22 protein-coding genes are annotated in these 21,436 nt (G+C 37.4%); 18 read left to right on the plus strand and 4 right to left on the minus strand.

Annotation, left to right across the window (positions count from 1 at the left end):
• Positions 1–233 precede the first annotated feature (233 nt).
• Positions 234–1,196: an SLAP domain-containing protein gene (locus tag OZY43_RS01875; protein WP_277165437.1), complete on the minus strand. Its 963-nt coding sequence runs from the start codon at positions 1,194–1,196 to the stop codon at positions 234–236.
• Positions 1,197–1,420: 224 nt separating this feature from the next.
• Between OZY43_RS01875 and OZY43_RS01880 the strand changes: the two genes are divergently transcribed.
• Together OZY43_RS01880 and OZY43_RS01885 are read left to right on the plus strand one after the other, a co-directional pair.
• Positions 1,421–2,536, plus strand: a complete 1,116-nt coding sequence (locus OZY43_RS01880; protein WP_277165439.1) for a hypothetical protein — start codon at positions 1,421–1,423, stop codon at positions 2,534–2,536.
• A gap of 81 nt (positions 2,537–2,617) precedes the next feature.
• Positions 2,618–3,316: a GntR family transcriptional regulator gene (locus OZY43_RS01885; protein ID WP_277165441.1), complete on the plus strand. Its 699-nt coding sequence runs from the start codon at positions 2,618–2,620 to the stop codon at positions 3,314–3,316.
• Positions 3,317–3,392: 76 nt separating this feature from the next.
• Here the strand turns inward: OZY43_RS01885 and tagD are convergent, their stop codons facing one another.
• Positions 3,393–3,779 (minus strand): glycerol-3-phosphate cytidylyltransferase, encoded by a 387-nt coding sequence (tagD, locus tag OZY43_RS01890; RefSeq protein ID WP_277165443.1) that lies wholly within the window; start codon positions 3,777–3,779, stop codon positions 3,393–3,395.
• Between the two features lie 126 nt (positions 3,780–3,905).
• Between tagD and OZY43_RS01895 the strand changes: the two genes are divergently transcribed.
• The 14 genes from OZY43_RS01895 (at position 3,906) to trxA (ending at position 19,027) form a co-directional block, all read left to right on the plus strand.
• The gene (locus tag OZY43_RS01895; RefSeq protein WP_277165445.1) at positions 3,906–4,637 is read left to right on the plus strand and encodes a WecB/TagA/CpsF family glycosyltransferase; all 732 of its coding nucleotides are present in this window, start codon (positions 3,906–3,908) and stop codon (positions 4,635–4,637) included.
• Between the two features lie 2 nt (positions 4,638–4,639).
• Entirely contained in the window at positions 4,640–5,737 is a 1,098-nt protein-coding gene (locus OZY43_RS01900; protein WP_277165447.1) for a glycosyltransferase, read from the plus strand.
• A gap of 75 nt (positions 5,738–5,812) precedes the next feature.
• Positions 5,813–7,291 carry a nicotinate phosphoribosyltransferase gene (locus tag OZY43_RS01905; RefSeq protein ID WP_277165449.1) on the plus strand — a complete coding sequence of 493 codons (1,479 nt, stop codon included), beginning with the start codon at positions 5,813–5,815 and terminating at the stop codon, positions 7,289–7,291.
• Positions 7,288–8,118 carry an ammonia-dependent NAD(+) synthetase gene (gene nadE / locus OZY43_RS01910; RefSeq protein WP_277165451.1) on the plus strand — a complete coding sequence of 277 codons (831 nt, stop codon included), beginning with the start codon at positions 7,288–7,290 and terminating at the stop codon, positions 8,116–8,118. Before OZY43_RS01905 ends, nadE begins: the two co-directional genes overlap by 4 nt.
• Positions 8,119–8,264: 146 nt before the next feature.
• Entirely contained in the window at positions 8,265–9,554 is a 1,290-nt protein-coding gene (locus OZY43_RS01915) for an SLAP domain-containing protein (protein WP_277165453.1), read from the plus strand.
• 172 nt (positions 9,555–9,726) lie between these two features.
• Positions 9,727–10,788, plus strand: coding sequence for an LLM class flavin-dependent oxidoreductase (locus OZY43_RS01920; RefSeq protein WP_277165455.1), 1,062 nt, complete (start codon positions 9,727–9,729; stop codon positions 10,786–10,788).
• A 101-nt stretch (positions 10,789–10,889) separates the two neighbouring features.
• Entirely contained in the window at positions 10,890–11,483 is a 594-nt protein-coding gene (locus OZY43_RS01925; protein WP_277165457.1) for a histidine phosphatase family protein, read from the plus strand.
• A 320-nt stretch (positions 11,484–11,803) separates the two neighbouring features.
• Complete coding sequence (locus OZY43_RS01930; RefSeq protein ID WP_277165459.1) at positions 11,804–12,268, plus strand: isochorismatase family protein; 465 nt, start codon at positions 11,804–11,806, stop codon at positions 12,266–12,268.
• A gap of 275 nt (positions 12,269–12,543) precedes the next feature.
• Positions 12,544–15,183 carry an alanine--tRNA ligase gene (gene alaS, locus OZY43_RS01935; RefSeq protein ID WP_277165461.1) on the plus strand — a complete coding sequence of 880 codons (2,640 nt, stop codon included), beginning with the start codon at positions 12,544–12,546 and terminating at the stop codon, positions 15,181–15,183.
• A gap of 53 nt (positions 15,184–15,236) precedes the next feature.
• Positions 15,237–15,494, plus strand: coding sequence for an IreB family regulatory phosphoprotein (locus tag OZY43_RS01940; RefSeq protein ID WP_004045418.1), 258 nt, complete (start codon positions 15,237–15,239; stop codon positions 15,492–15,494).
• A complete protein-coding gene (ruvX, locus tag OZY43_RS01945) occupies positions 15,494–15,922 on the plus strand; it encodes a Holliday junction resolvase RuvX (RefSeq protein WP_277165467.1) in 429 nt (142 codons plus the stop codon). The genes OZY43_RS01940 and ruvX overlap by 1 nt, the downstream gene beginning before the upstream one ends.
• A 1-nt stretch (position 15,923) precedes the next feature.
• Positions 15,924–16,229: a DUF1292 domain-containing protein gene (locus OZY43_RS01950; RefSeq protein WP_277165469.1), complete on the plus strand. Its 306-nt coding sequence runs from the start codon at positions 15,924–15,926 to the stop codon at positions 16,227–16,229.
• Positions 16,230–16,285: 56 nt separating this feature from the next.
• Entirely contained in the window at positions 16,286–18,637 is a 2,352-nt protein-coding gene (locus OZY43_RS01955; protein ID WP_277165471.1) for an endonuclease MutS2, read from the plus strand.
• Positions 18,638–18,715: 78 nt separating this feature from the next.
• Positions 18,716–19,027, plus strand: a complete 312-nt coding sequence (trxA, locus tag OZY43_RS01960) for a thioredoxin (protein WP_277165473.1) — start codon at positions 18,716–18,718, stop codon at positions 19,025–19,027.
• Between the two features lie 30 nt (positions 19,028–19,057).
• On the opposite strand, the gene mscL is transcribed toward trxA, so the two are convergent.
• Both mscL and OZY43_RS01970 read right to left on the minus strand, forming a co-directional pair.
• Complete coding sequence (gene mscL / locus OZY43_RS01965) at positions 19,058–19,432, minus strand: large-conductance mechanosensitive channel protein MscL (protein WP_277165476.1); 375 nt, start codon at positions 19,430–19,432, stop codon at positions 19,058–19,060.
• 69 nt (positions 19,433–19,501) lie between these two features.
• A complete protein-coding gene (locus OZY43_RS01970) occupies positions 19,502–19,909 on the minus strand; it encodes a YslB family protein (RefSeq protein ID WP_277165478.1) in 408 nt (135 codons plus the stop codon).
• Between the two features lie 81 nt (positions 19,910–19,990).
• On the opposite strand from OZY43_RS01970, the gene murI reads away from it, so the two are divergent.
• Both murI and OZY43_RS01980 read left to right on the plus strand, forming a co-directional pair.
• Positions 19,991–20,800, plus strand: coding sequence for a glutamate racemase (murI, locus tag OZY43_RS01975; RefSeq protein ID WP_277165479.1), 810 nt, complete (start codon positions 19,991–19,993; stop codon positions 20,798–20,800).
• The gene (locus OZY43_RS01980; RefSeq protein WP_277165481.1) at positions 20,793–21,413 is read left to right on the plus strand and encodes an XTP/dITP diphosphatase; all 621 of its coding nucleotides are present in this window, start codon (positions 20,793–20,795) and stop codon (positions 21,411–21,413) included. Before murI ends, OZY43_RS01980 begins: the two co-directional genes overlap by 8 nt.
• Positions 21,414–21,436 lie beyond the last annotated feature (23 nt).

A 21,436-nucleotide genomic window follows, 5' to 3' on the forward strand; every position in this document is an offset into this window, starting at 1 on the left:
TACATAACAAGGTATACAGCGATGCTACTAATAGGTCAAATATCTGAACCGCAGTATATGATGCTTTTAGTTATTTAAAGGCTAATAAAAAACGATAAATTAAGCAGGTGGTTAATAAAGCGCTTAGTTTATCGTTACTAAAAAATGTTATTTATTAAAATGTTATTTAAATAATTATTTGCAGTAAATAAGGGTTAATAATTACTAATTAAATTGGATTATTTTAACGGTAATTAATTAAAGTTTGCTGCTTTGACAAAGTAATTGTTGTCAATTGTATAGTAGTTCTGTCCTTTAATGGTTACTGGTTGACCATATGTGCGGACACTTGTACCTGCTGGCAATACTTTATGACCAATTCGTTGCCCATACTGGTTATAAAGATAAGCATTATTACTTAAGCTTCTCTTCGTACCATCAATATTCTCAGCTAAAATTCGGTTGCGGCCATAATTGAATTCATAATATTTTTGACCGTTGATGATTTCACTGATAGCTGCGTAACATTTAGTGCCAATTTTTAGGATTAGCTTGTTAGTACGGTTGCCATTTTGATCATAGATATATGCTTTATGTTTAAGTAGACCATTGACAACAAGGCCATTTACATAGCCAGGACGCTTAGGAGTTGGAGTTACCGCAACAAAGTTGTTTTTCTTAACTAAGTGGTCAGCATCAATTAAGTAGTATTCAGTACCTTGAATAGTTACAGGATCACCATGAGTTGTAATATATTGTCCTTTAGCTAAAATTAAAGGTACTTCTCTTTGACCATATTGATTGTAAACGTAGGAATTACGTGCTAACTCACGTGATTGCTCGTCAATATTGCCAGCTGCCAAATAAATTTGATTACCAAGATCATAAAATTTGCGGTTGCCAATATTAGTAGTGCCGTATGTTTCCACGGTTGAACCAGCGGTAATTGTAATATCGTTAGCACGGTTACCATTTTTATCATAAAGATAAGCATTATGATGCAACAACTTAGCAGTCGGATCAAATGATGAAGATTTTGGTGAAGCTTGAGTTACTGTAGGACTTGTGGTATTAGCACTTACAGGCTGTTGGTTAAGACTAATTAAGCTGGTTCCTAACAATAGCGCGCTAATGCTATATACAGCAATTTTTTCTTTATTTAATTTAAAACAATTGTCATTAGCTACTTGCGATTTTATATTATCAAATTTTTGCATATAAGGAACAACCTTTCTGTTATTTATTAAGTGAAAAATTCTACATACACTAATATTACGCTAAAATCAAGTAATTTACCAAGTATTTCTCACCTAATTATTATCTGGGAATATGTTACTTTTATTTATGAACGATAGCTATTTTAAAATCGGACCTTAACTATTGCTGCAGGAAAAATAGTACAATAGTAGCTAGTTTGTTTTTCACTTAGAAAGGGATTGCGATGCCGAGATTAATTAAAGTGGGAGCTGGTGGCGGTGAAATTAGCTGGCATGAAGCTCTAAAAGATTTGTGTGCTGATGACGTGTTATTTCTGGAGCCAGGATTTTATGAGTTGCCACAAGGGATTACCTTGGCTGATATTACGATTAAAGGCACAGGTAATTTACCTGAAGATACAACGATTTTGGGTCATATTGATATTGCTGTTGGCAGTCGGTTTGTTAATTTAGAAAATCTGTGCCTCAATACTAACAAGGACAACAATAGCTTATTTGTTCCCGCTGAAGCCAATACTTACCTTAGTTTACGTAATTGTGTCATCAAGGGATTTGGCAATGATACCGCAGCGATTGCAGCTAATGGCAAAATCACTTTAGAACTGTATTCAACAAAAGTATTAAATGGCTCAGTATCCTTGTTTAAGGATGCTGATTTTCGCTTAGAAATGAATGATTCTTCGATTGAAAATGTTGCCGAAGAATTTGGCGTCTTAGCTTTAGAAGGTCACGGGACAGCAATTATTAATAATTCACGTATTCATGGCAGTATTGATACTTTTGTCAAAACTAATGCCGAAGTTGATCTAAACAATTCGGTTGCCGATACGATTTTATTGCAGGGACAGACATGGCTGAACATGTTGAACAGTAAGATTTTGTCAGACGATGATGCCTGCATGTATATTACTGATGATTCTTGGGTAAATATTATTGATAGTAAATTTGTCGGTGGCGTTTATCTAGACAAAAAGCCACATGTGATTATACAAAATAGTGAACTTAATCGGTTAATTGCGGTCAATGAGGCACAAATTACTTTAGTCAATTCAGTCATTTTGAACCATGCAGATTTTCAAGATCAGGTTCACTGTATAACACGCCGGACAACTTTTAATGGTGGCATGGAATATCAATATTTTTTGGCAATTAGTGATCATGCTCAATTAGAAGGACATGACTTAGTTTTTAATGCTAATGGTGCGGACCTAGCAGTGCAGAATAATGCAAGTTTACATGTCAGTGTGGTAGCATCTACTGCAGAACCAATTACTGTTGAATGTAGTCCTGAAGCAAATATTAATATTCTGGGAATAAAGTGGACCGCTAAGAAAAAATAGGTGCTAAAAATTAATTTACGTTTGCTTATGTACAATAGACCAATTTAGATTATAATAAGAAATACATTTGGAGGTGCACTGATGGAAGAGCCAATGTATATCAAAATTCATAATCAAATTAAGCGAGATATTGAGAATCATGTTTATCATGTTGGCAGTAGAATTCCAGCTGAGAGACAATTAGCAATGAAGTTTGGTGTTTCACGCATGACCTTGCGCCAAGCAATTAAGACGCTTGAGGATGAAGGAATTTTGGAGCGGCGTGTTGGCAGTGGTACTTATGTTGCTAACCAAAAAGTTCAGGAAAAGATGTCAGGGATTATGTCGTTTACTGAGATTACCCATGCCAATGGTCAGACACCATCAAGTAAGCTGATTTCCTTTAATATTGGTAAGCCATCTTTATCTGAAAAAGAACGTCTTAAGTTAGTTGACCAGGAACAAGTTTTGCGGATGGAGCGTATCCGCTACGCTGATGAAGTTCCAATTTGCTATGAAGTCGTGACAATTCCTTATAAGCTGATTAAAAAAATGTCTAAAGCTGATATTTCTGCCCATCTTTACCAAACTCTAGAAAAGAACGGTTATCAGATTGGTCGTGTGACGGAACATATTTCTGCAGCAGTGGCGAATGAAAATGCGGCGCGTTTATTAGATGCTAAAAAAGGTGAGGCCTTGATTACGCGATTACAGGTGACAGAACTATCAACTGGTGATCCGTTTGAATATACACGAGCAAACTATGTTGCTGATCGTTTTGAATTTACTTTTTCCAAATAAAAACCCTGAACTAAACTTCATTAATCAGAATCTCAAAAATGAGAGGGTGATCTTAAGTTGCTAGTTCAGAGTTTTTTTATTTTAGATCCTTTTTGATTTTGCTAGTCGAAATGCCGGGAGTCCGTGGTAAGTAAATCACATTGCAGTATTGTTTTAAAAAGTCAAATTTACCTTGCCAATCGTTACCCATTACGAAGGTATCAATGTGATATTTTTGAACATCATTAATTTTTTGGTCCCAATCTTGTTCGGGAATAACTTCGTCGACATAGCGAATGGCTTCTAAAATATATTTACGTTCAGCGTAATTATTATATGATTCCTTATGCTTTTGTAATTCGTTAAACTCATCGGTTGATAAGCCGACGATTAAGTAGTCGCCTAATTCTTTAGCGCGTTTAAGTAAACGAACGTGACCATAATGCAATAGGTCAAATGTACCGTAGGTAATTACTTTTTTCATTTGTTGACCACTCCTATCATGAATTTGTGCCAATCTTCTATTTATAGTATAAAGGTTAAAACATAACCCGCAAGTTGTAATTATTTGCTAAAATAAGATTAAGAAATGCTCAAGGAGGGTTGTCAATTGAGTAAGATAAATATTTTGGGCGTCGATTTTGACAATAAAAGTTTTAAGCAATTTCAAAATGAGTTTATTGGTCGAATTAACATGCATCAATCAACTTTTACTGTTACTGCTAATCCTGAAATTGTAATGGCTGCTAATGAAAATCCAGAATTCATGAAAATTTTGAATTATGATGCAGATTATATTACGCCTGATGGGATTGGAATTGTGAAGGCAGCACAAATGCTGGGTACGCCTTTGCAGGAACGGGTAACCGGGTATGATTTGTTTACGTGGCTAATGAGGGTTGCCAGTGAGCGCAATTTGCGGGTTTACTTAATTGGTGCTAAGCCTCAGGTAATTCATGCTGTTCAAGAAAAAGTTGCGCGTGAATATTCTGGTATTCAATTAGTTGGTGCAAAAGATGGCTATTTTAACGAAGATTTGGAAATTGTAGCTTATCAAATTGAACGAACCGAACCAGATTTAGTTTTTGCGGCGTTAGGCTCACCTAAACAGGAACAGCTGCTAGCTTTATTGCGAAAGAATTTACTCCCAGCGTTAATGATGGGAGTTGGTGGTAGTTTTGATGTTTTTGCAGGTGCTGTCAAACGAGCACCACTTTTTTGGCAAAATGCACATCTAGAATGGTTTTATCGGTTAATTACGAATCCAACTCGCTGGAAGCGAATGTTAGTCTTGCCTAAGTTTGTTGTTAATGTTCGAGAAGCTAAAAAGGAAAAGAAGTAACGATGAAGGTTTTGCATGTCAACGCTGGTTTAGAAGCAGGCGGGGGCTTGACACATATTGTTAATTTATTGAAAGAAGCTAAAAAAACAGGCGAAAATTTTAGCTTACTGTGTCTAGCGGAAGGACCAGTAGCGCAAGCTGCTCGCTTGGCTGGATTACAAGTTGATGTTTTGGGATTTAATAGCCGTTATGATCTAGGTGGTTTAAGACAACTGGCTTCGTTTATTAATGCTGGTAATTATGATATTGTACATACACACGGCGCACGAGCTAACTTATTTGTAGCTTTAGTTAGGCACAAGTTTGATGCTAAGTGGTGTGTGACGGTTCATTCTGATCCCTATTTAGATTTTTCTGGTCGGGGATTAAGCGGTAAGTTGTTTACCAATGCTAACTTATATGCTATTCGGCGTGCTGATTGTGTGTTTGCAGTGACGAAAACTTTTGCGGATTTATTAATTAAAAAAGCGCGAGTTAATTGCAATAGCGTGCATGTAATTTATAATGGCCTCTCTTTTCATCAAGATAGTCAAATTCCGGCTAAGTATCAACATCCGAATTTTAATATTGTCAATGTTGCGCGAGCAGAAAAAGTTAAAGGGCAAAAGTTATTGCTGCAAGCGTTGAAAAAATTAGATAATGCTAATGTACATCTTTATCTTGCAGGTGACGGTTCCCAATTAGCTCATTTAAAAGAATTGACACAGAAGTTGGAATTAGGTCCACAGGTAACTTTTCAAGGATTTATGACACAAAAGCAGCTAACTAATTTATATCGGCGAATGGATTTGGCAGTGCTAACTTCTTATTCAGAAAGTTTCCCCTTAGTTTTATTAGAAGCTAGTGATAACTTACTGCCATTAATGTCAACAGCAGTTGGTGATATTAAAATGATGATACCAGATCAAGATAGTGGTTTTGTTGCTCAAGTTGGTGATCTTGATTCGATAACAGCTGTTTTGAGGCAAGCAGTGGCAATGCCAAAAAGTGAATTATGTGAAATGGCAATCCGTGAAAAAAGCTATCTTTCCGAACATTTTTCTTTAAAAAGCCAACTTGAAACCATTATACAAGAATATCAAGCAATAATTAAGCGTTAATTACTATTGCTTATACTCATACAAATGATTATAATTAAGGGCAAAATAATCAGAAAATTGATATAAGGGGATAACATGTTTTATCAAGAATTGGATCAAGATGATTCGTTAATCTTGCACACAGATTTGTATGAGTTGAATATGATGTATACTTACTTTAAAAAGGGAATTGCAGATCGTAATGCTGTTTTTGAAGCTTTTTACCGGACAGAACCGTTTGGTAATGGCTATTCAGTATTTGCGGGACTTGAACATGTTATTATGTACTTGCAAAATCTGAAGTTTAAAGAAAGCGACCTGCAATATTTAAAAGAAGAAGTAGGTTATGACGATGATTTTATTGATTATCTGCGTAACTTTAGATTTAAGTTAAATGTGCGGTCAATGCGTGAAGGTGAAATTGTTTTTGCTAACGAGCCATTGGTACAAATTGAGGGGCCGTTAGCTCAATGCCAATTAGTTGAAACTGCGATTTTAAATATTATTAACTTTCAAACGCTGCTGGCAACTAAGGCTGCTCGCGTTAAGTTAGCAGTGCAAGGCGATGGCGTCATGGAATTTGGTACTCGCCGTGCCCAAGAAGCTGATGCGGCAATTTGGGGGACACGTGCTGCTTATATTGGCGGCTTTGATTCTACCAGTAATGTACGTGCTGGTAAGTTATTTGGTATTCCAGTTTCTGGTACACATGCTCATTCGTTAGTTGAAGCTTTTGGCAGTGAATATGAAGGCTTTAAGGCTTATGCAGAAACGCATAAGAACTGCGTCTTCTTGGTAGATACTTATGATACAGTCCGCAGTGGCGTGCCGAATGCAATTCGCGTTGCTAATGAAATGGGCGACAAGATTAACTTCCAAGGAGTACGGATTGATTCTGGTGACATGGCCTATATTTCTAAGCAAGTACGTAAGGAATTAGACGAAGCTGGCTACCCGAATGCCAAGATTTTTGCTTCTAATGACTTGGACGAAACCACGATTACCAGTTTGAAGATGCAAGGTGCTAAAATTGACGTGTGGGGGATTGGAACTAAGTATATTACTGCCTTTGACCAACCAGCATTAGGTGCAGTTTACAAGTTGGTATCAATGGAAGATGACCATGGGCAAATGCAGGATACGCTTAAAATTTCTTCAAATGCAATTAAGGTTTCTAATCCGGGTAAAAAGCAAGTTTGGCGGATTTCAGCTAATCAGAAAAAGAAGAATGAGGGTGATTGGATTGCTCGTGCTGGTGTCGATCCACGCGAGTTTGATTCTCTCTACATGTTCCACCCACAATATACCTATATTAATAAGGTAGTGCGTGATTATACAGCTGAACCACTTTTAAAGGAAATCTTTAAGAATGGTCAGTTAGTTTATGAACAACCGAAATTAATTGATATTAAAAAGTTCTGTGCGCAAAATCTTGATGGGCTTTGGGATGAATATAAACGGATGCTTAATCCACAAGAATATCCAGTGGACTTGTCACAAGATTTGTACGATAGTAAGATGAATTTAATTAAAGATATTCGTGAAAAGATCACTGAGAGGAATAAGGTTAAATGAGACCACTGCAAAAAGAAATAATCGCTTATGAACATGTTTTGCCTGAGATTGATCCTAAACAAGAAATCAGACGTTCAGTTGATTTTTTGAAAAACTACTTGAAGGCTAATCCGTTCTTAAAATCTTATGTGTTGGGGATTTCTGGTGGTCAAGATTCCACTTTAACTGGAAAATTGACGCAGCTGGCAATTGATGAAATGCGTGCAGAAACGGGCGATAATTCTTATCAGTTTATTGCAGTGCGGCTGCCTTATGGAGCCCAAGCTGATGCTCAAGACGCGGCTGATGCGATTGCATGGCAAAACCCTGATCAGGACTTAATTGTGAACATTAAGTCTAGTGTTGATGCAACGGTTGCTAGTTTAGAAGCTGCCGGGGTAACAATTACCGACTTCAATAAGGGAAATATCAAGGCCCGGCAGCGGATGATTGTGCAATATGCGATTGCTGGAGCACATCAAGGTGGTGTTGTGGGGACTGATCATGCAGCTGAAAATTTTAGTGGCTTTTATACTAAGTACGGTGATGGTGCCGCCGATGTGACACCGTTGTTCCGCTTGGATAAACGGCAAGGTAAGCTACTACTAAAAGAATTGGGTTGTCCTGAGCATCTTTATCTGAAGACGCCAACAGCTGACTTAGAAGAAGACCGGCCAGATTTGCCTGATGAAAAGGCGCTTGGTGTCACTTATAATGAAATTGATGATTACTTAGAAGGGCGTGAAGTTCCAACAGCTGCTGCCAAGCAGATTGAAGCTTTGTGGTTAAAGAGCGAACACAAGCGGCATTTGCCTGTGACAATATTTGATGATTTTTATGAAAAGTAAAAAAGGGCTTATTGCTTAATTGTAATAAGCTTTTTTATTAGGCTTTTCAAAAGTTATAGTAGCTTTAGATTTTAATTAACAAATGATAATGTAAGTGCTATTATTTATTTAGATTATATAATAATTTTTTAACAAGGAGTAGAATTATGAAAAACAAGAGGTTGCTTACTAGCTTGGCAGTTATGCTGGCGATTGGTATTTCATGGATAACAATTGCCGGTAATGCTAATCAGGTTCTAGCAGTATCAAGAAGTGCGCAAAGTAAATATCAAATTACGATTGCTAGTACAGATGTATATACTAAGGATGGTGGCATTAATTATAAATATCCTGGTGTAAATGAATATGGTAAATTAAAAGATAATACTAAACTTAACACTAATGGGATAGTTAAAACTGTCGATAATATGAAATGTTATGATGTTGGTCATGGTGGTTATATAGATACAAGCAGAGTTACTAAAATAAATAATCGTGCTGCAATGACTATCGGACATAATTCACGAGTTTACAACAAATATGGCAAAAAATTATGGCAATATCATGGTCAAAGCTCATTACTCAAAAACGGTACTGCCATCGGTCATATTGATGATGTTGTTTCACTTAATAATGTTGATGGTAAGAAGTATTTTTTAGTTTCTAATAATGAAAAGCAATATAGTTGGTTACCATATAAGGTAATTCGCGGTACGGCATACTATAATATTGGCGATGGTGGCTATATTAAGGCTGCTAATGTAAATTTCATCAACAGTAACGTTGTTTTTACGGATCAAGAACCAGTAAAAATTACTAAGGAAATGTGTAATTTTAAGAAAGATAGTGTGACAGTTTTTAATGATCAAGGTAAAGCGACTCCAAAGCAACTTAAGATAGGGCAAAAGATTATTGTTGATCGAACCATTGATCCATATGTTTTGACCGGTATTTATGGCGACGATGACGATGATGATGGTTATAAGCAAATGTTTTATCATATTAAGGATACTAAGGAATTTATAAGCATTACTTTTGGCTATCATGGTCATGCTTTACTTAATTATGATCAACCGCTTGGAGTAATGAAAGTTAAGGTTTTAAGTGATAGCAATTTATATACCAGTACTGGTACTAATGTCATCGATCATTTTGATCCAGCGCATAATATAGCTTTGGTAGATCCTAAACACCCTAATCAAACGCATGAAACTCAAGTTAAAGATACAACTGTGCAAATTAAAAAGAATACTGAAGAATATGTAACTGAAGCACGTTATCTGTGGGTTCCGAGTGAGCAAAAAGCAGAATTATTTTATAAATTGCGCTCGCCTTATGTATCAGGGCCAGAATATTTAGGAATTGAAAATGGCGAATTTGTTAAGGCAGCTGATGTTGAATATGTATCAGGTTCGCAATTAACACCGGTTAATACGGCCGATACAGTAGTTAAATAAGTTAAGCTAAGATGGAAGTTGAATAATTAAACTTCCATTTTTATTTGCAGTTTTTATATTTTAAAGGAAAAAGTAAGGTATAAAAACTTGACGTGTGTCGTTAAAATAAGGTATCTTTTGTTAATCACTTACAAAAAGTAAGAATGGCTAGAACAAAAGAGGGGATTAAACGATGATACTTAATAATGAATTGATTTTTGGCGTAGACTCATTTGGTGATGTTCCTGATAATCTGGAAACAAATCAGCCTGTGACTTATGATACTGCCCTCAAACAAATCATTAAAGAAGCACAGTTGGCCGATGAATTGGGCATTGATGTGATTGCTCTTGGTGAACATCATCGTCCAGAATATGCAATTTCTAGTCCAGAAATAATGCTGGCAGCGATTGCCAGTGTTACTAAGCAGATTAAACTAAGTACAGGTGTAACGGTTTTGAGTTCTGATGATCCTGTTCGGGTTTATGAACGCTTTGCAACCTTAGATAATATTTCTAATGGTCGTGCGCAGATAATGCTGGGTCGGGGTTCATTTACGGAGTCGTTTCCCTTATTTGGTTATGATTTAAATGACTATAATGAATTGTTCGAAGAAAAAGTTGCCTTGTTTAGTGAGTTGCGTAAAGGCCAGCCAGTAACATGGACTAGTGATTATACTCAAAATCTTGATAATATCCAGGTATACCCTAAAATTCAAGGTCATAAGTTAGATACTTATATTGGTGTTGGTGGAACTCCAAGCTCAGTTATTCGGGCTGCTCGTTATGGCTTTCCGGTAATTATGGCGATTATTGGTGGTGATCCGGTTAGATTTAGATCATTAGTTGATCTTTATCAGCAGGCAGCAGCTAAATTTCATAATCCACAATATCCATTGGGTATGCATTCTCACGGAGTAATTGCGGAAACTGATGCCGAAGCTTATGAAATTGGGTGGCAATATTTGCGTCGTTCAATGGATCGAATTGGTAGTGACCGCGGGTGGCCGCCAATGACTAAGGAACGATTTGATTATGAAGTTCAAACAGGTGCTTATTATATTGGTACGCCTGAACATGTTGCACATAAGATTGCCGATAAAATGACAAAAGTTGGTGTGAAGCGATTTGACTTTATTTATGGAGCTGGTGGTCAACCTGCAGTTCTTCGAGAACAAATTCTCAAACTTTATGGTCAAAAAGTGGTGCCGATGGTTAAAGATTTAATTACGTCGGGTACATACCAATATAGGTGATTTAAATAACATAAGCAAATGAATTAAACTTGTGTGCTTATTTTTGTCTTGCTAAAATAACGTTAATAATGAATATTATTTTAGACAAAGGAAACATTACAATGAAAGATTTATATTTAATGCGTCATGGAGAAACAATTTTTAATCAACGTAAATTGGTTCAAGGGGCAGTTGATTCGCCGTTGACCAAGACGGGAATCAGGGATGCAATTAAAATGGGTAAATATTTGCAAAAAGAAGGTTTAACCTTTGATCATGCTTATACTTCAACCCAGGAGCGAGCTAGTGATACGTTAGAATTAATTACTAAGCAGCCGTATAAACGATTAAAGGGGCTTAAGGAATGGGACTTTGGCTTGTTTGAAGCTCAAGCTGAGTACTTATTGCCCAAGTTTACTTTTCAGGATCCAGCGGAAGCCGAGTTTTTTGTTCCTTATGGTGGGGAGTCGGCAATGCAGGTAATGCAGCGGGTAAACGACACAATCAGTCAAATTATGGCTTACCCTGATAATCACCAAGTGTTAGTGGTTAGTCATGGCGCAGCAATTTTGATGTTTTTGACTAAATGGCTGTCACTACAAGAATTAATAACTAAAATCAAAGATTTACCCAATTGTTGTGTTTTGCATTTTACTTATGATGCTGGTCAATTTACTTTTCAAGAAATGTTAGATGTTGAAAAAGTATCTGATTAACGATACTGGCGATGTTTTATTACTGATAATTTAATTGTGAAAAATCGAAAATTATCAGTAAACTTGCTTGAAAAGACTTTTTCACATATGAATGTTTTGTTATAATTAAGCAATCAAACAAAAATCAGGAAGTTTTGGGAACAGTGGCTGCTTTTGAATGCAAGATTATACCTAATGGTTAAGGTAGCGCCATTTCCTGGTATTGTACAAGATAGTCGCAACAGTTTTTAAAATTTTGCTTGTTGTTTGAAGGGTAAGGGATTCTGCAAAATTGCAGAAGACCTTTTTTCTTATACTCAGTTTAATCAGGACGTAATAGAATGCAAAATTATCTTATTGTAATAGATATGCAAACCGATTATGTAGGTGCAGAAAAGAAATTTGCTGATCCTAAGTTGATTTCTAAAATTAATAAGAGAATTGCCTTGTATCCTGCCGATCAGGTGATTTATGTTGTTAATCGTTTTTTGTGGGAAAGTAGACATCATGTTAAAAAATTAGCCCCAAATTTAGATGTTGTCTCATCTTTAGTTTATGAAAAAAGACATGCTTCTTGTCTGACAAATAAGAATTTGCAAACTTTTTTGAAAAATAAGAATGCTAATCAGTTGGAATTTGTTGGCGTTGATGGCAATTATTGTGTGAATTCATCGATAATGGCAAGCATAAAAAATGGCTACTCTGTTTCAGTTAAGTTAAATTGCATAGGTGCCAAAAAAGTAAAAAAATTTGAGCGAACAATACAAAAATGGCAAAAGATGAGATGTCAAATAATTTCAGATTAGTTGTTGATAATAGTTTTGGTTGCATTAAAGATTGACAAAGATTGTTCAAGTAGTACAATTATTTTTAACTGAAGATATGTTTTTTAAGTTAATCATTCAAAGAGAAAACCGAGTGCTGAGAAGGGTTCATGACTGCTTAAAAAATGCTCCTTGAGCGTTAAATAATAATAATTAAGAGGTAACAAGCACTGTTGCAATTGAGGTGGTACCGCGTTTAGTAGCGTCCTCAGGTTTGCTGACAGTGTTTTTTATTTTATTAAAAAAGGAGAATATTAATGAAGAAACTGACAAGTTCTGAATTTAGACAAATGTTCTTAGACTTCTTTAAAGAGCATGGCCACATGGTGTTGCCGAGTCAATCACTGATTCCGCAAGATGATCCAACATTATTGTGGATTAACTCTGGAGTTGCTACGATGAAGAAGTATTTTGATGGTTCAGTTGTGCCCAAGAATCACCGAATTACTAGCTCACAGAAGTCAATTAGAACTAACGATATTGAAAACGTGGGTAAAACCGCGCGTCACCAAACTTTCTTTGAAATGCTTGGTAACTTCTCAGTTGGTGATTACTTTAAGAAGGAAGCAATTCCGTGGGCTTGGGAATTTTTGACCAGTCCTGACTGGCTCGGATTAGATAAGGATAAGTTGTATTGCACGGTTTATCCTAAAGATACTGAAGCACAAGAAATTTGGAAAAAGGCTGGGATGCCTGAAGACCACATCGTGAAGCTAGAAGAAAACTTCTGGGATATTGGTGAAGGTCCATGTGGTCCTGACTCCGAAATCTTTTATGATCGTGGTCAAGAAAATAACGATGTCGCTGAAGATGACCCAGAGAACTTCCCGGGTGGTGAAAATGCGCGTTACCTTGAAATCTGGAATATTGTGTTTTCACAATATAACCATTTAGCTAATGGTAAGTACGTCGATCAGCCACATAAGAATATTGATACGGGGATGGGACTAGAACGAGTTCTGTCAATTTTGCAGGATGCGCCAACTAACTTTGAAACCGACTTATTCTTGCCGATTATCCATGAAACCGAAAAGATGACACCAGGTAAGAAGTACGAGATTGCTGATGAAAATACTCCAGCATTCAAGATTATTGCTGACCACGTGCGGACTGTTAGTTTTGCCATTGCTGATGGAGCTTTGCCATCAAACACTGGACGCGGCTATGTTTTGCGGCGATTAATTCGGCGTGCCGACCTGAATGGTCAACGCTTGGGAATTAAGGGAGCTTTCCTTTATAAATTAGTGCCAGTTGTTGGCGAAATCATGCAAAGCCACTATCCAGAAGTGACTGACCAAAAGGACTTCATCGCTAAGGTAATTAAGAATGAGGAAGAAAGATTCCAAGTGACACTTGAATCTGGCTTGACCCTACTTGATGACTTAATTGCCAAGGGTAAAGATTCAGATGATAAGACGATTTCTGGTAAGGATGCTTTCAAATTATTTGATACTTACGGCTTCCCTTACGAATTAACGTTTGAATCTGCTCAAGATGCCGGTTTAAAGGTTGATAAGAAGGGCTTTGATGCCGAAATGCAAGCCCAAAAAGATCGTGCACGTAATGCTCGGGGGAATTTGCAATCAATGGGTGCTCAAGATGTTACTTTAATGAATATTAAGGATAAGTCTGAGTTTGAATACGGCATTTATGAAGAAAAGCACGCTAAACTGATTGATATTATTGTTGACGATAAGTTAGTTGATAAGACTGACAGTGAACAGGCAATGCTTATTTTTGATAAAACGCCATTTTACGCAGAACGTGGTGGTCAAGTTGCCGATCATGGTAGAATTTACGATCAAGAAGGCGAATTGGTTGCCGAAGTAACTGACGTCCAACATGCGCCAAATGACCAGAATATGCACTTGGTTCAAGTAATTTTGCCATTAGAAAAGGGCCAAGAATACGTTTTAAAGATTGACCGTAAGCGCCGTGAGGGTTTGCGTCATTCGCACTCAGCAACGCACTTGCTGCATGCGGCATTGCGCAGTATTTTAGGTGACCATACACATCAGGCTGGTAGTTTAGTTGAACCAGATTATTTACGCTTTGACTTTACAGCGATTGAACCGTTAACTGATAAGGAACTGAAGTCAGTTGAAGAATTGGTTAACCAAAAGATTTGGGAAGCTCTAGACGTTAAGACGACAATTACTGATGAAGAAACTGGTAAAAAGATGGGTGGTTTAGCCTTATTTGACGGTAAGTACGGCGACAAGGTTCGCGTTGTCCAAATGGGCGATTTCTCCAGTGAATTCTGTGGTGGTACGCACTGTGATAATACTAACCAAATCGGAATTTTTAAGATTACTTCCGAATCAGCTGTTGGTGCCGGTGTTAGAAGAATTGAAGCTGTCATGTCTAAGAAGGCTTATGCTTACCTTGCTGATCGTTCAGAGTTACTTGATGAAATTCAAGCAGAAGTTAAGTCGACTAAGCCAGAAGATATTATTGATAAAGTTGATAGTCTTGAAAAAGAACTGCATGATAGCCAAAAGCAAGTTGAAGATTTGAATTTGAAGATTAACCAAGCTAAGGCTGGAGAAATTTTTAATGATATTCAAAAAGCAGGCGACTTGACCGTTATTGCTAAGAAGGTTGATGTTAACGGCATGAATGATTTACGCGAGCTTGCGGACACTTGGAAGAGTGGCAATAAGTCCGATGTTCTTGTTTTGGCAGCTGCTAACGATGGCAAAGCAAATATGATTATCAGTTTGGGTCAAAAAGCACTAGATAAAGGCTTAAAGGCAGGCGCTTTAATCAAGCAAGCTGCACCAATCTTTGGTGGTGGCGGCGGTGGTCGTCCGAATATGGCTCAAGCTGGTGGTAAAAAGCCAGAAGGACTTGATGAAGCCATTAAGACAGTCGTTGACGCAATTAATATAAATTAATTGATTGAGTTTAAACTGTTTTTCAAGTAAAATTGTGTTAGGAGGAATAAAAAATGAGTTCGCTAGATAAAACGATGCATTTTGACTTTAACCAAAATAAAGGCAAAAATGTTTATGATACTCTGCAAGATGTTTATAATGCACTTGAAGAAAAGGGTTATAATCCAATTAATCAGATTGTCGGCTACTTATTGTCTGGTGATCCAGCATATATTCCACGGCACAATGACGCTCGTAATTTAATTTTAAAACATGAGCGTGATGAAATAATTGAAGAACTTGTCAAAAGTTATCTTGGCAAAGATAAATAATGCGCTTAATAGGTTTAGATGTCGGCTCTAAGACAGTAGGTGTTGCGGTAAGTGACGAATTGGGAATTACTGCCCAAAAAGTAACAACAATTCCGATTGATGAAGATAAGTTCAGCTTTGGGATGCGACCATTAAAGAAGATTGTGCGGCAATATGATGCAGACGGTTTTGTTTTAGGTCTACCCAAAAACATGGATGGCTCGTCAGGTAATTCGGTTGCTCGCAGTAAGGCTTATGGTGATCGGCTAATTGCTAAGTTTGGGTTGCCTGTTTATTATTCAGATGAGCGGTTAACGACAATTGAGTCACGCAGAGTGCTGGTTGAAGAAGTAGGAATGCATGATCGTCATCAACGTAAGCAGGTGATTGACCAGATGGCTGCTGTCTTGATTTTACAAAATTATTTAGACTTACACCGAAAGGATTAATATGACACAAGAAGTTCACGGTGATGACCGGCAAATTACCCTTGTTGATGACAAAGGTAATGAAGAATTATACGAAGTTTTGTTTACATTTCACTCAGATGACTATGATAAGTCCTATATCTTGCTTTATCCTGCCGCTGTTGGCGATGATGAGGAAGTTGAAGTTCAGGCATTTAGTTATGATGCTGATGATGCAGGCGATGTAACCAGCAGCGATTTGCACGAAATTGAAGCAGATGATGAATGGAATATGGTTCAAGGGGTGCTCAACACCTTCTTGGATGATGACCGTTTAAGTGGTGAATAAAAAGAAAAGACTGGCTTAGCCAGTCTTTTTTTATTAATAGAGAAAAATTAATACTAATGAATAATAAAATATTAAAAACGTTGGAATTTGCGAAAATTACACAAAAATTGAGTCAGCAGGCAATTACCAAGCCAGCTAAAGAAAGAGCAATGAAGTTGCAGCCTAGTGGTGATTACCAACAAGTAAAAACATCATTGGCACAAACACTAGTACTTGTTAATTTGCTACGTGTTGAAGGTCAATTACCATTGACTGATTTTGTTGATGTGCGCCCTAGTACTAAACGGTTGCGTATTAAAGCAAATTTAAATGCCAAAGAATTAGGTAATTTACTATTGGTTTTGACGTTAGCTAAGGAAATTACTAGTTTTGTTGCTGATGTGGACGAAGAAAAAGTTGATTTAGCAGCAATCAAGATAATTTTGGCAGAATTAAATATTCCGGAAATGCTGTTAAACGAGCTTAAACGAGCATTAGATTATGATGGCGAAGTTTTGGACACTGCATCGAGCAATTTAGCGCGGCTGCGACATGACTTGAAAAGTAACGATGAAGAAATTAAAGCACGCATGGATACTTACATCAAAGGCAACGACAGTAAGTATTTATCTGAGCAAATTGTGACAATTCGTGATGATCGCTATGTTATCCCGGTTAAGCAAGAATATCGTGCTAAATTTGGTGGGGTAGTACATGATCAAAGTGCTAGTGGTCAAACTTTGTTTGTTGAACCTGGAGCAGTTTTGAACTTGAATAACCGGCAGCAGAACTTATTGGCACAAGAAAGACAAGAAATTCACCGTATTTTACGGCACTTGTCAGACTTAGCACGTACAGAAGTTGACCAGTTGGATGCGATTGCTGCAGCATTAACTGAGCTGGATTTCTTGCAAGCCAAGGCTCAGTTAGCTAAGGCAATGCAGGCAACAGAACCTAAGTTGAGTGCCGCTAATGAATTGCACTTGTTGCAAGCACGCCATCCCTTGATTGCTCCTGAAAAAGTTGTTCCAAATGATATTCGGCTAGGCGGCGAATTTGATACTATTTTGATTACAGGGCCGAACACTGGTGGTAAGACCATTACGTTAAAAACCGTTGGCTTGCTTCAGTTGATGGCTCAAGCAGGATTGTTTATTCCTACGGCAGAAGGCAGTCAGGTTGGTGTCTTTCAGGATATTTGTGCTGATATTGGTGATGAACAGTCGATAGAGCAATCACTTAGTACTTTTTCATCGCATATTAATGATATTGTTCAGATTATGAAAAGGGTTAATGAAAAAACTTTAGTTTTAATTGATGAAATTGGTGCAGGAACTGATCCTGAAGAAGGAGCAAGTTTAGCAATTAGTATTTTGGACTTTTTGCGGAAGAAAAAAGCTAAAATTATGGTAACTACTCATTATCCCGAATTGAAGTTGTATGGCTATAATCGTCCTAAAACTACTAATGCTTCGATGGAGTTTGACTTGAAGACTTTGTCGCCAACTTATCGCCTGCAAATCGGTATTCCGGGACACAGTAATGCATTTGCGATTGCTCGACGGCTTGGAATGCGTGAAGACGTTGTGAAGACGGCTCAGGGATTAATGTCTGATGAAAATACAGATATTAATACGATGATTGCCAAATTGAACCGCCAAACTAAAGAAGCAACTGATGCGCACAATCACTTGGCTAGCAGTCTTGATCGGAGTGAAAAACTGGAAATCAAATTGCAGCAAGCACTAGATTGGTATAATCAACGAGTGCAAAAACAGCTGGAATTTGCTCAAGATCGTGCTAATGAAGTTGTAGCGAAAAAGCGTAAAAAAGCTGACCGAATTATTGCTCAATTGGAGCAGCAGCATGGTAACGTTAAGCAAAATGAAGTGATTGCAGCTAAAGGTGAGTTTAATCAATTAGCTAAGCAAGAAGAAAATTTAGCGCATAACAAGGTATTACAACGTGAAAAGAAACGACACCATGTCGAAGTTGGCAACCGCGTTAAAGTTTTATCTTACGGTCAAGTTGGTACCATTACTAAAAAATTGGGTGATCACCAATACGAAGTGCAATTAGGTATTATGAAAGTGAAGGTCAGCGATCGTGATGTGGCCAAGATTAGTAATGAACCTAAAGCTAAGCAAAAGACTGTTCATGCAGTTAGTGCTAACCGCCGTAGTAATGCCCGAAGTGAATTGGATTTGCGCGGTCAGCGCTATGAAGAGGCAATGACTAATTTAGACCGCTATTTTGATTCTGTTCTTTTAGCTGGACTTGATATAGTTACGATTATTCATGGTATTGGTACCGGTGCAATTCGCAAAGGTGTTTGGCAATATTTAAAATCTAGCAGTCATGTTGCCAGCTATAATTATGCGCCAGCCAATGAAGGCGGCAATGGGGCTACGATTGTTCATTTAAAGTGAACTACTTGTAAAAAGTAAGTTAACTTGCTATACTAAATTTATTAAGAAAAAGTCTTAGATTAATTAGGAGGTATATTCATGGTTGATGAATTAACTGATACAAACTTTGAAGAAGAAACTAATAGTGGTGTTGTATTGACGGACTTTTGGGCAACTTGGTGTGGTCCATGCAAGATGCAGTCACCAGTTATCGATCAATTGGCTGAAGAGCGTCAAGATGTTAAATTTACTAAAATGGATGTTGACCAGAACAAGGAAACCCCAAGTTCTTTAGGCATTATGGCCATTCCAACAATGATCATTAAGAAAGATGGTAAAATCGTTGATCGGTTAACTGGTTATACCCCAAAACCCAAGCTTAACCAGATCTTAAATCAATATACTGATTAATAAAAAGCTTCCTGTATTCAGGAAGCTTTTTTATTTGCCTTGTTTTTCTAATAGGTCACGAATTTCTTTTAAGTAGTCTTCAGCAGTTGGTGGGGCTGGTTTTGCTTCTGGAGCTTTCTTATTTGATAGTTTATTAATGGCTTTGACTAGTAAGAAAACAATGAAAGCAATAATCAAAAAATTGATGATTGCATTAATAAATGCACCATATTTAAAGGTTGCACCACCAACTTTGATTGCTAAATTCGATAGATCAATGCGCCCAATGAATAAACCCAGAAGTGGATTGATGAGATTTTTTACAAGTGAATTAACAATGTTGGTAAATGCACCACCAATGATAACACCAACAGCAAGATCCATAACATTACCGCGTTGAATAAATTCTTTAAATTCTCGAAGCATTTTAGTTCCTCCTCTATTTACTTTAATCATATTGCAAATAGTAGTAGAAATTCAATTAATTGAGCATGCTTAATCAAGGCGAGCGGTTAATTGGACAATTTGCTTTTTATCATTGATTGCCAACTCGCATTCAGTTGTGCGTCCGGTTTCTTTTTGGATTGCTTCAGCGATAATACCGGCTTCAAGTGAAAATTCATGACTGCCGCTATTTAATCTATCAGTAACATTTTGTCCTGATAATTCAAAGGTAATTGTGGCTTTTTTCTCTTTGCTTTTGCTTAATGAACCAAATTCAGTAATTGTGAAAAAGCTGTTAATATCTTCATACGATGCAAGATCGTATTTGCGGGCAATTTGCTTGCCGGCCCAATAAAGAATTGCTTCAGTATCATCTCCTAAAATCTGGGGTAATAAAAAATCGCGGTATAGTTGATTGACAAAATATACATGTTCACTTTGTTCGTTGTTGTTTTGCATAAAGTATTCATCCCTTTTATTCTTATCTATTTTACCGTAAAATTGATAAAAGTAGAAAATATTTAGGGAGAATTTTGTATTATGGATAATCGACCAATTGGTCTGTTGGATTCTGGTGTTGGTGGCTTAACTGTTGTTAAAAAGGTTATGCAAAAGATGCCACACGAATCAACTGTTTTTATTGGTGATAATGCTCATATTCCTTATGGTGACAAGTCTAAGGAAGAGATTATTGCATTAACTCGTCAAAGTGTTAAGTTTTTATTAAGTAAGGATGTTAAACTAATTATTTTTGCTTGCAATACGGCCACTGCTGCGGCAATGCCGACAATTCAAAAAGAGGTTGACCAACAAATTATTGGTGTTATTCAATCTGGTAGTTTGGCTGCTGCAGGTGTAACGAAGAATAAGCGGGTAGCAGTTGTTGGCACACAAGTAACGGCGGCGTCACATGCTTACCAAAAAGAACTTAAATTTCGAGATCCTGAAATTAAGGTGACAGAACTAGCTGCACCTAAATTAGTGCCGCTAATTGAGCGTGATGCTGATGCGGCAACTTGCTTAACGGCGGTAAAAGAAAGTCTAGCGCCGATTAAGCAGCAAGATTTTGATACCATAATTTTAGGGTGTACGCATTTTCCGATTATTCGCGATCAATTTGCCCAAGTGCTCAGTAAGCGGGTGCAGATTGTTGATCCAGCTGATCAGGTTGCGCAGTATACTTACAATGTGATGAAGCGAGATGATTTATTTAGTAGTCCGCAAGCAATGGTCAGTCATGAGTATTACACGACTGGTGATGTGGCGATGGTAAATGAATTAGGCCGCAGCTTTTTAGGTGAGCCAATGTTTAGTGCTCGCCATCTTGATGAGGGAGAAAATCATGGTTAAGGAGATACTATTTGCGACAACTAATCAGGGTAAGGTTAAAGAATTGCGTGAGGCTTTTGCACAGGCAGGGATTGAGTCTGTGATTAAAACTAACGTGGACTTGGATAATCCACCAATTGTGGATGAATACGGAACAACTTTTGAACAGAATGCCAAGCTCAAGGCTCATGAACTCGCTGACTTTAGTGGAATGATTACAATTGCCGATGATTCGGGGTTAATGGTTGATGCGCTTGATGGTGCTCCGGGAGTGCATTCTGCACGTTATGCTGGTGAAGGCCATAATGATGCCCAGAATAATGCGAAATTATTGGCAGAGCTTGGCGGAGTCCCGCAAGAAAAAAGAACAGCCAAGTTCAATACAACAATTGTTGCTTCAAGGCCAGGTCAATTTGACCGTGATCTAGTCGTTAGTGGTCAATGCAGCGGCCAAATCTTAGCTGTACCACGTGGTGAAGATGGCTTTGGCTATGATCCGCTATTTTACGTACCAGAAAAGGGTAAAACTTTTGCGCAAATGACTTTGGATGAAAAAAATAGCCTGTCGCATCGCGGAAGGGCAATTAAAAAGTTACTCAAGAGTTGGCCTGAATGGTTAGCTCAGTTTAATTAAAAAGCAGGTCAATTTCTGATGAA

Origin of the sequence: Lactobacillus sp. ESL0785 (genome assembly GCF_029395455.1) — a bacterium.
Lineage (GTDB): Bacteria > Bacillota > Bacilli > Lactobacillales > Lactobacillaceae > Lactobacillus.

Coding starts and splice junctions, on each gene's coding strand:
- OZY43_RS01925 (WP_277165457.1), top strand. CDS start 10,890: ATGAAAGATTTATATTTAATGCGTCATGGAGAAACAATTTTTAATCAA.
- OZY43_RS01980 (WP_277165481.1), top strand. CDS start 20,793: ATGGTTAAGGAGATACTATTTGCGACAACTAATCAGGGTAAGGTTAAA.
- OZY43_RS01885 (WP_277165441.1), top strand. CDS start 2,618: ATGGAAGAGCCAATGTATATCAAAATTCATAATCAAATTAAGCGAGAT.
- OZY43_RS01970 (WP_277165478.1), bottom strand. CDS start 19,909: ATGCAAAACAACAACGAACAAAGTGAACATGTATATTTTGTCAATCAA.
- OZY43_RS01930 (WP_277165459.1), top strand. CDS start 11,804: ATGCAAAATTATCTTATTGTAATAGATATGCAAACCGATTATGTAGGT.
- OZY43_RS01940 (WP_004045418.1), top strand. CDS start 15,237: ATGAGTTCGCTAGATAAAACGATGCATTTTGACTTTAACCAAAATAAA.
- OZY43_RS01875 (WP_277165437.1), bottom strand. CDS start 1,196: ATGCAAAAATTTGATAATATAAAATCGCAAGTAGCTAATGACAATTGT.
- OZY43_RS01920 (WP_277165455.1), top strand. CDS start 9,727: ATGATACTTAATAATGAATTGATTTTTGGCGTAGACTCATTTGGTGAT.
- alaS (WP_277165461.1), top strand. CDS start 12,544: ATGAAGAAACTGACAAGTTCTGAATTTAGACAAATGTTCTTAGACTTC.
- trxA (WP_277165473.1), top strand. CDS start 18,716: ATGGTTGATGAATTAACTGATACAAACTTTGAAGAAGAAACTAATAGT.
- murI (WP_277165479.1), top strand. CDS start 19,991: ATGGATAATCGACCAATTGGTCTGTTGGATTCTGGTGTTGGTGGCTTA.
- nadE (WP_277165451.1), top strand. CDS start 7,288: ATGAGACCACTGCAAAAAGAAATAATCGCTTATGAACATGTTTTGCCT.
- tagD (WP_277165443.1), bottom strand. CDS start 3,779: ATGAAAAAAGTAATTACCTACGGTACATTTGACCTATTGCATTATGGT.
- OZY43_RS01915 (WP_277165453.1), top strand. CDS start 8,265: ATGAAAAACAAGAGGTTGCTTACTAGCTTGGCAGTTATGCTGGCGATT.
- OZY43_RS01900 (WP_277165447.1), top strand. CDS start 4,640: ATGAAGGTTTTGCATGTCAACGCTGGTTTAGAAGCAGGCGGGGGCTTG.
- ruvX (WP_277165467.1), top strand. CDS start 15,494: ATGCGCTTAATAGGTTTAGATGTCGGCTCTAAGACAGTAGGTGTTGCG.
- OZY43_RS01955 (WP_277165471.1), top strand. CDS start 16,286: ATGAATAATAAAATATTAAAAACGTTGGAATTTGCGAAAATTACACAA.
- OZY43_RS01950 (WP_277165469.1), top strand. CDS start 15,924: ATGACACAAGAAGTTCACGGTGATGACCGGCAAATTACCCTTGTTGAT.
- OZY43_RS01880 (WP_277165439.1), top strand. CDS start 1,421: ATGCCGAGATTAATTAAAGTGGGAGCTGGTGGCGGTGAAATTAGCTGG.
- mscL (WP_277165476.1), bottom strand. CDS start 19,432: ATGCTTCGAGAATTTAAAGAATTTATTCAACGCGGTAATGTTATGGAT.
- OZY43_RS01905 (WP_277165449.1), top strand. CDS start 5,813: ATGTTTTATCAAGAATTGGATCAAGATGATTCGTTAATCTTGCACACA.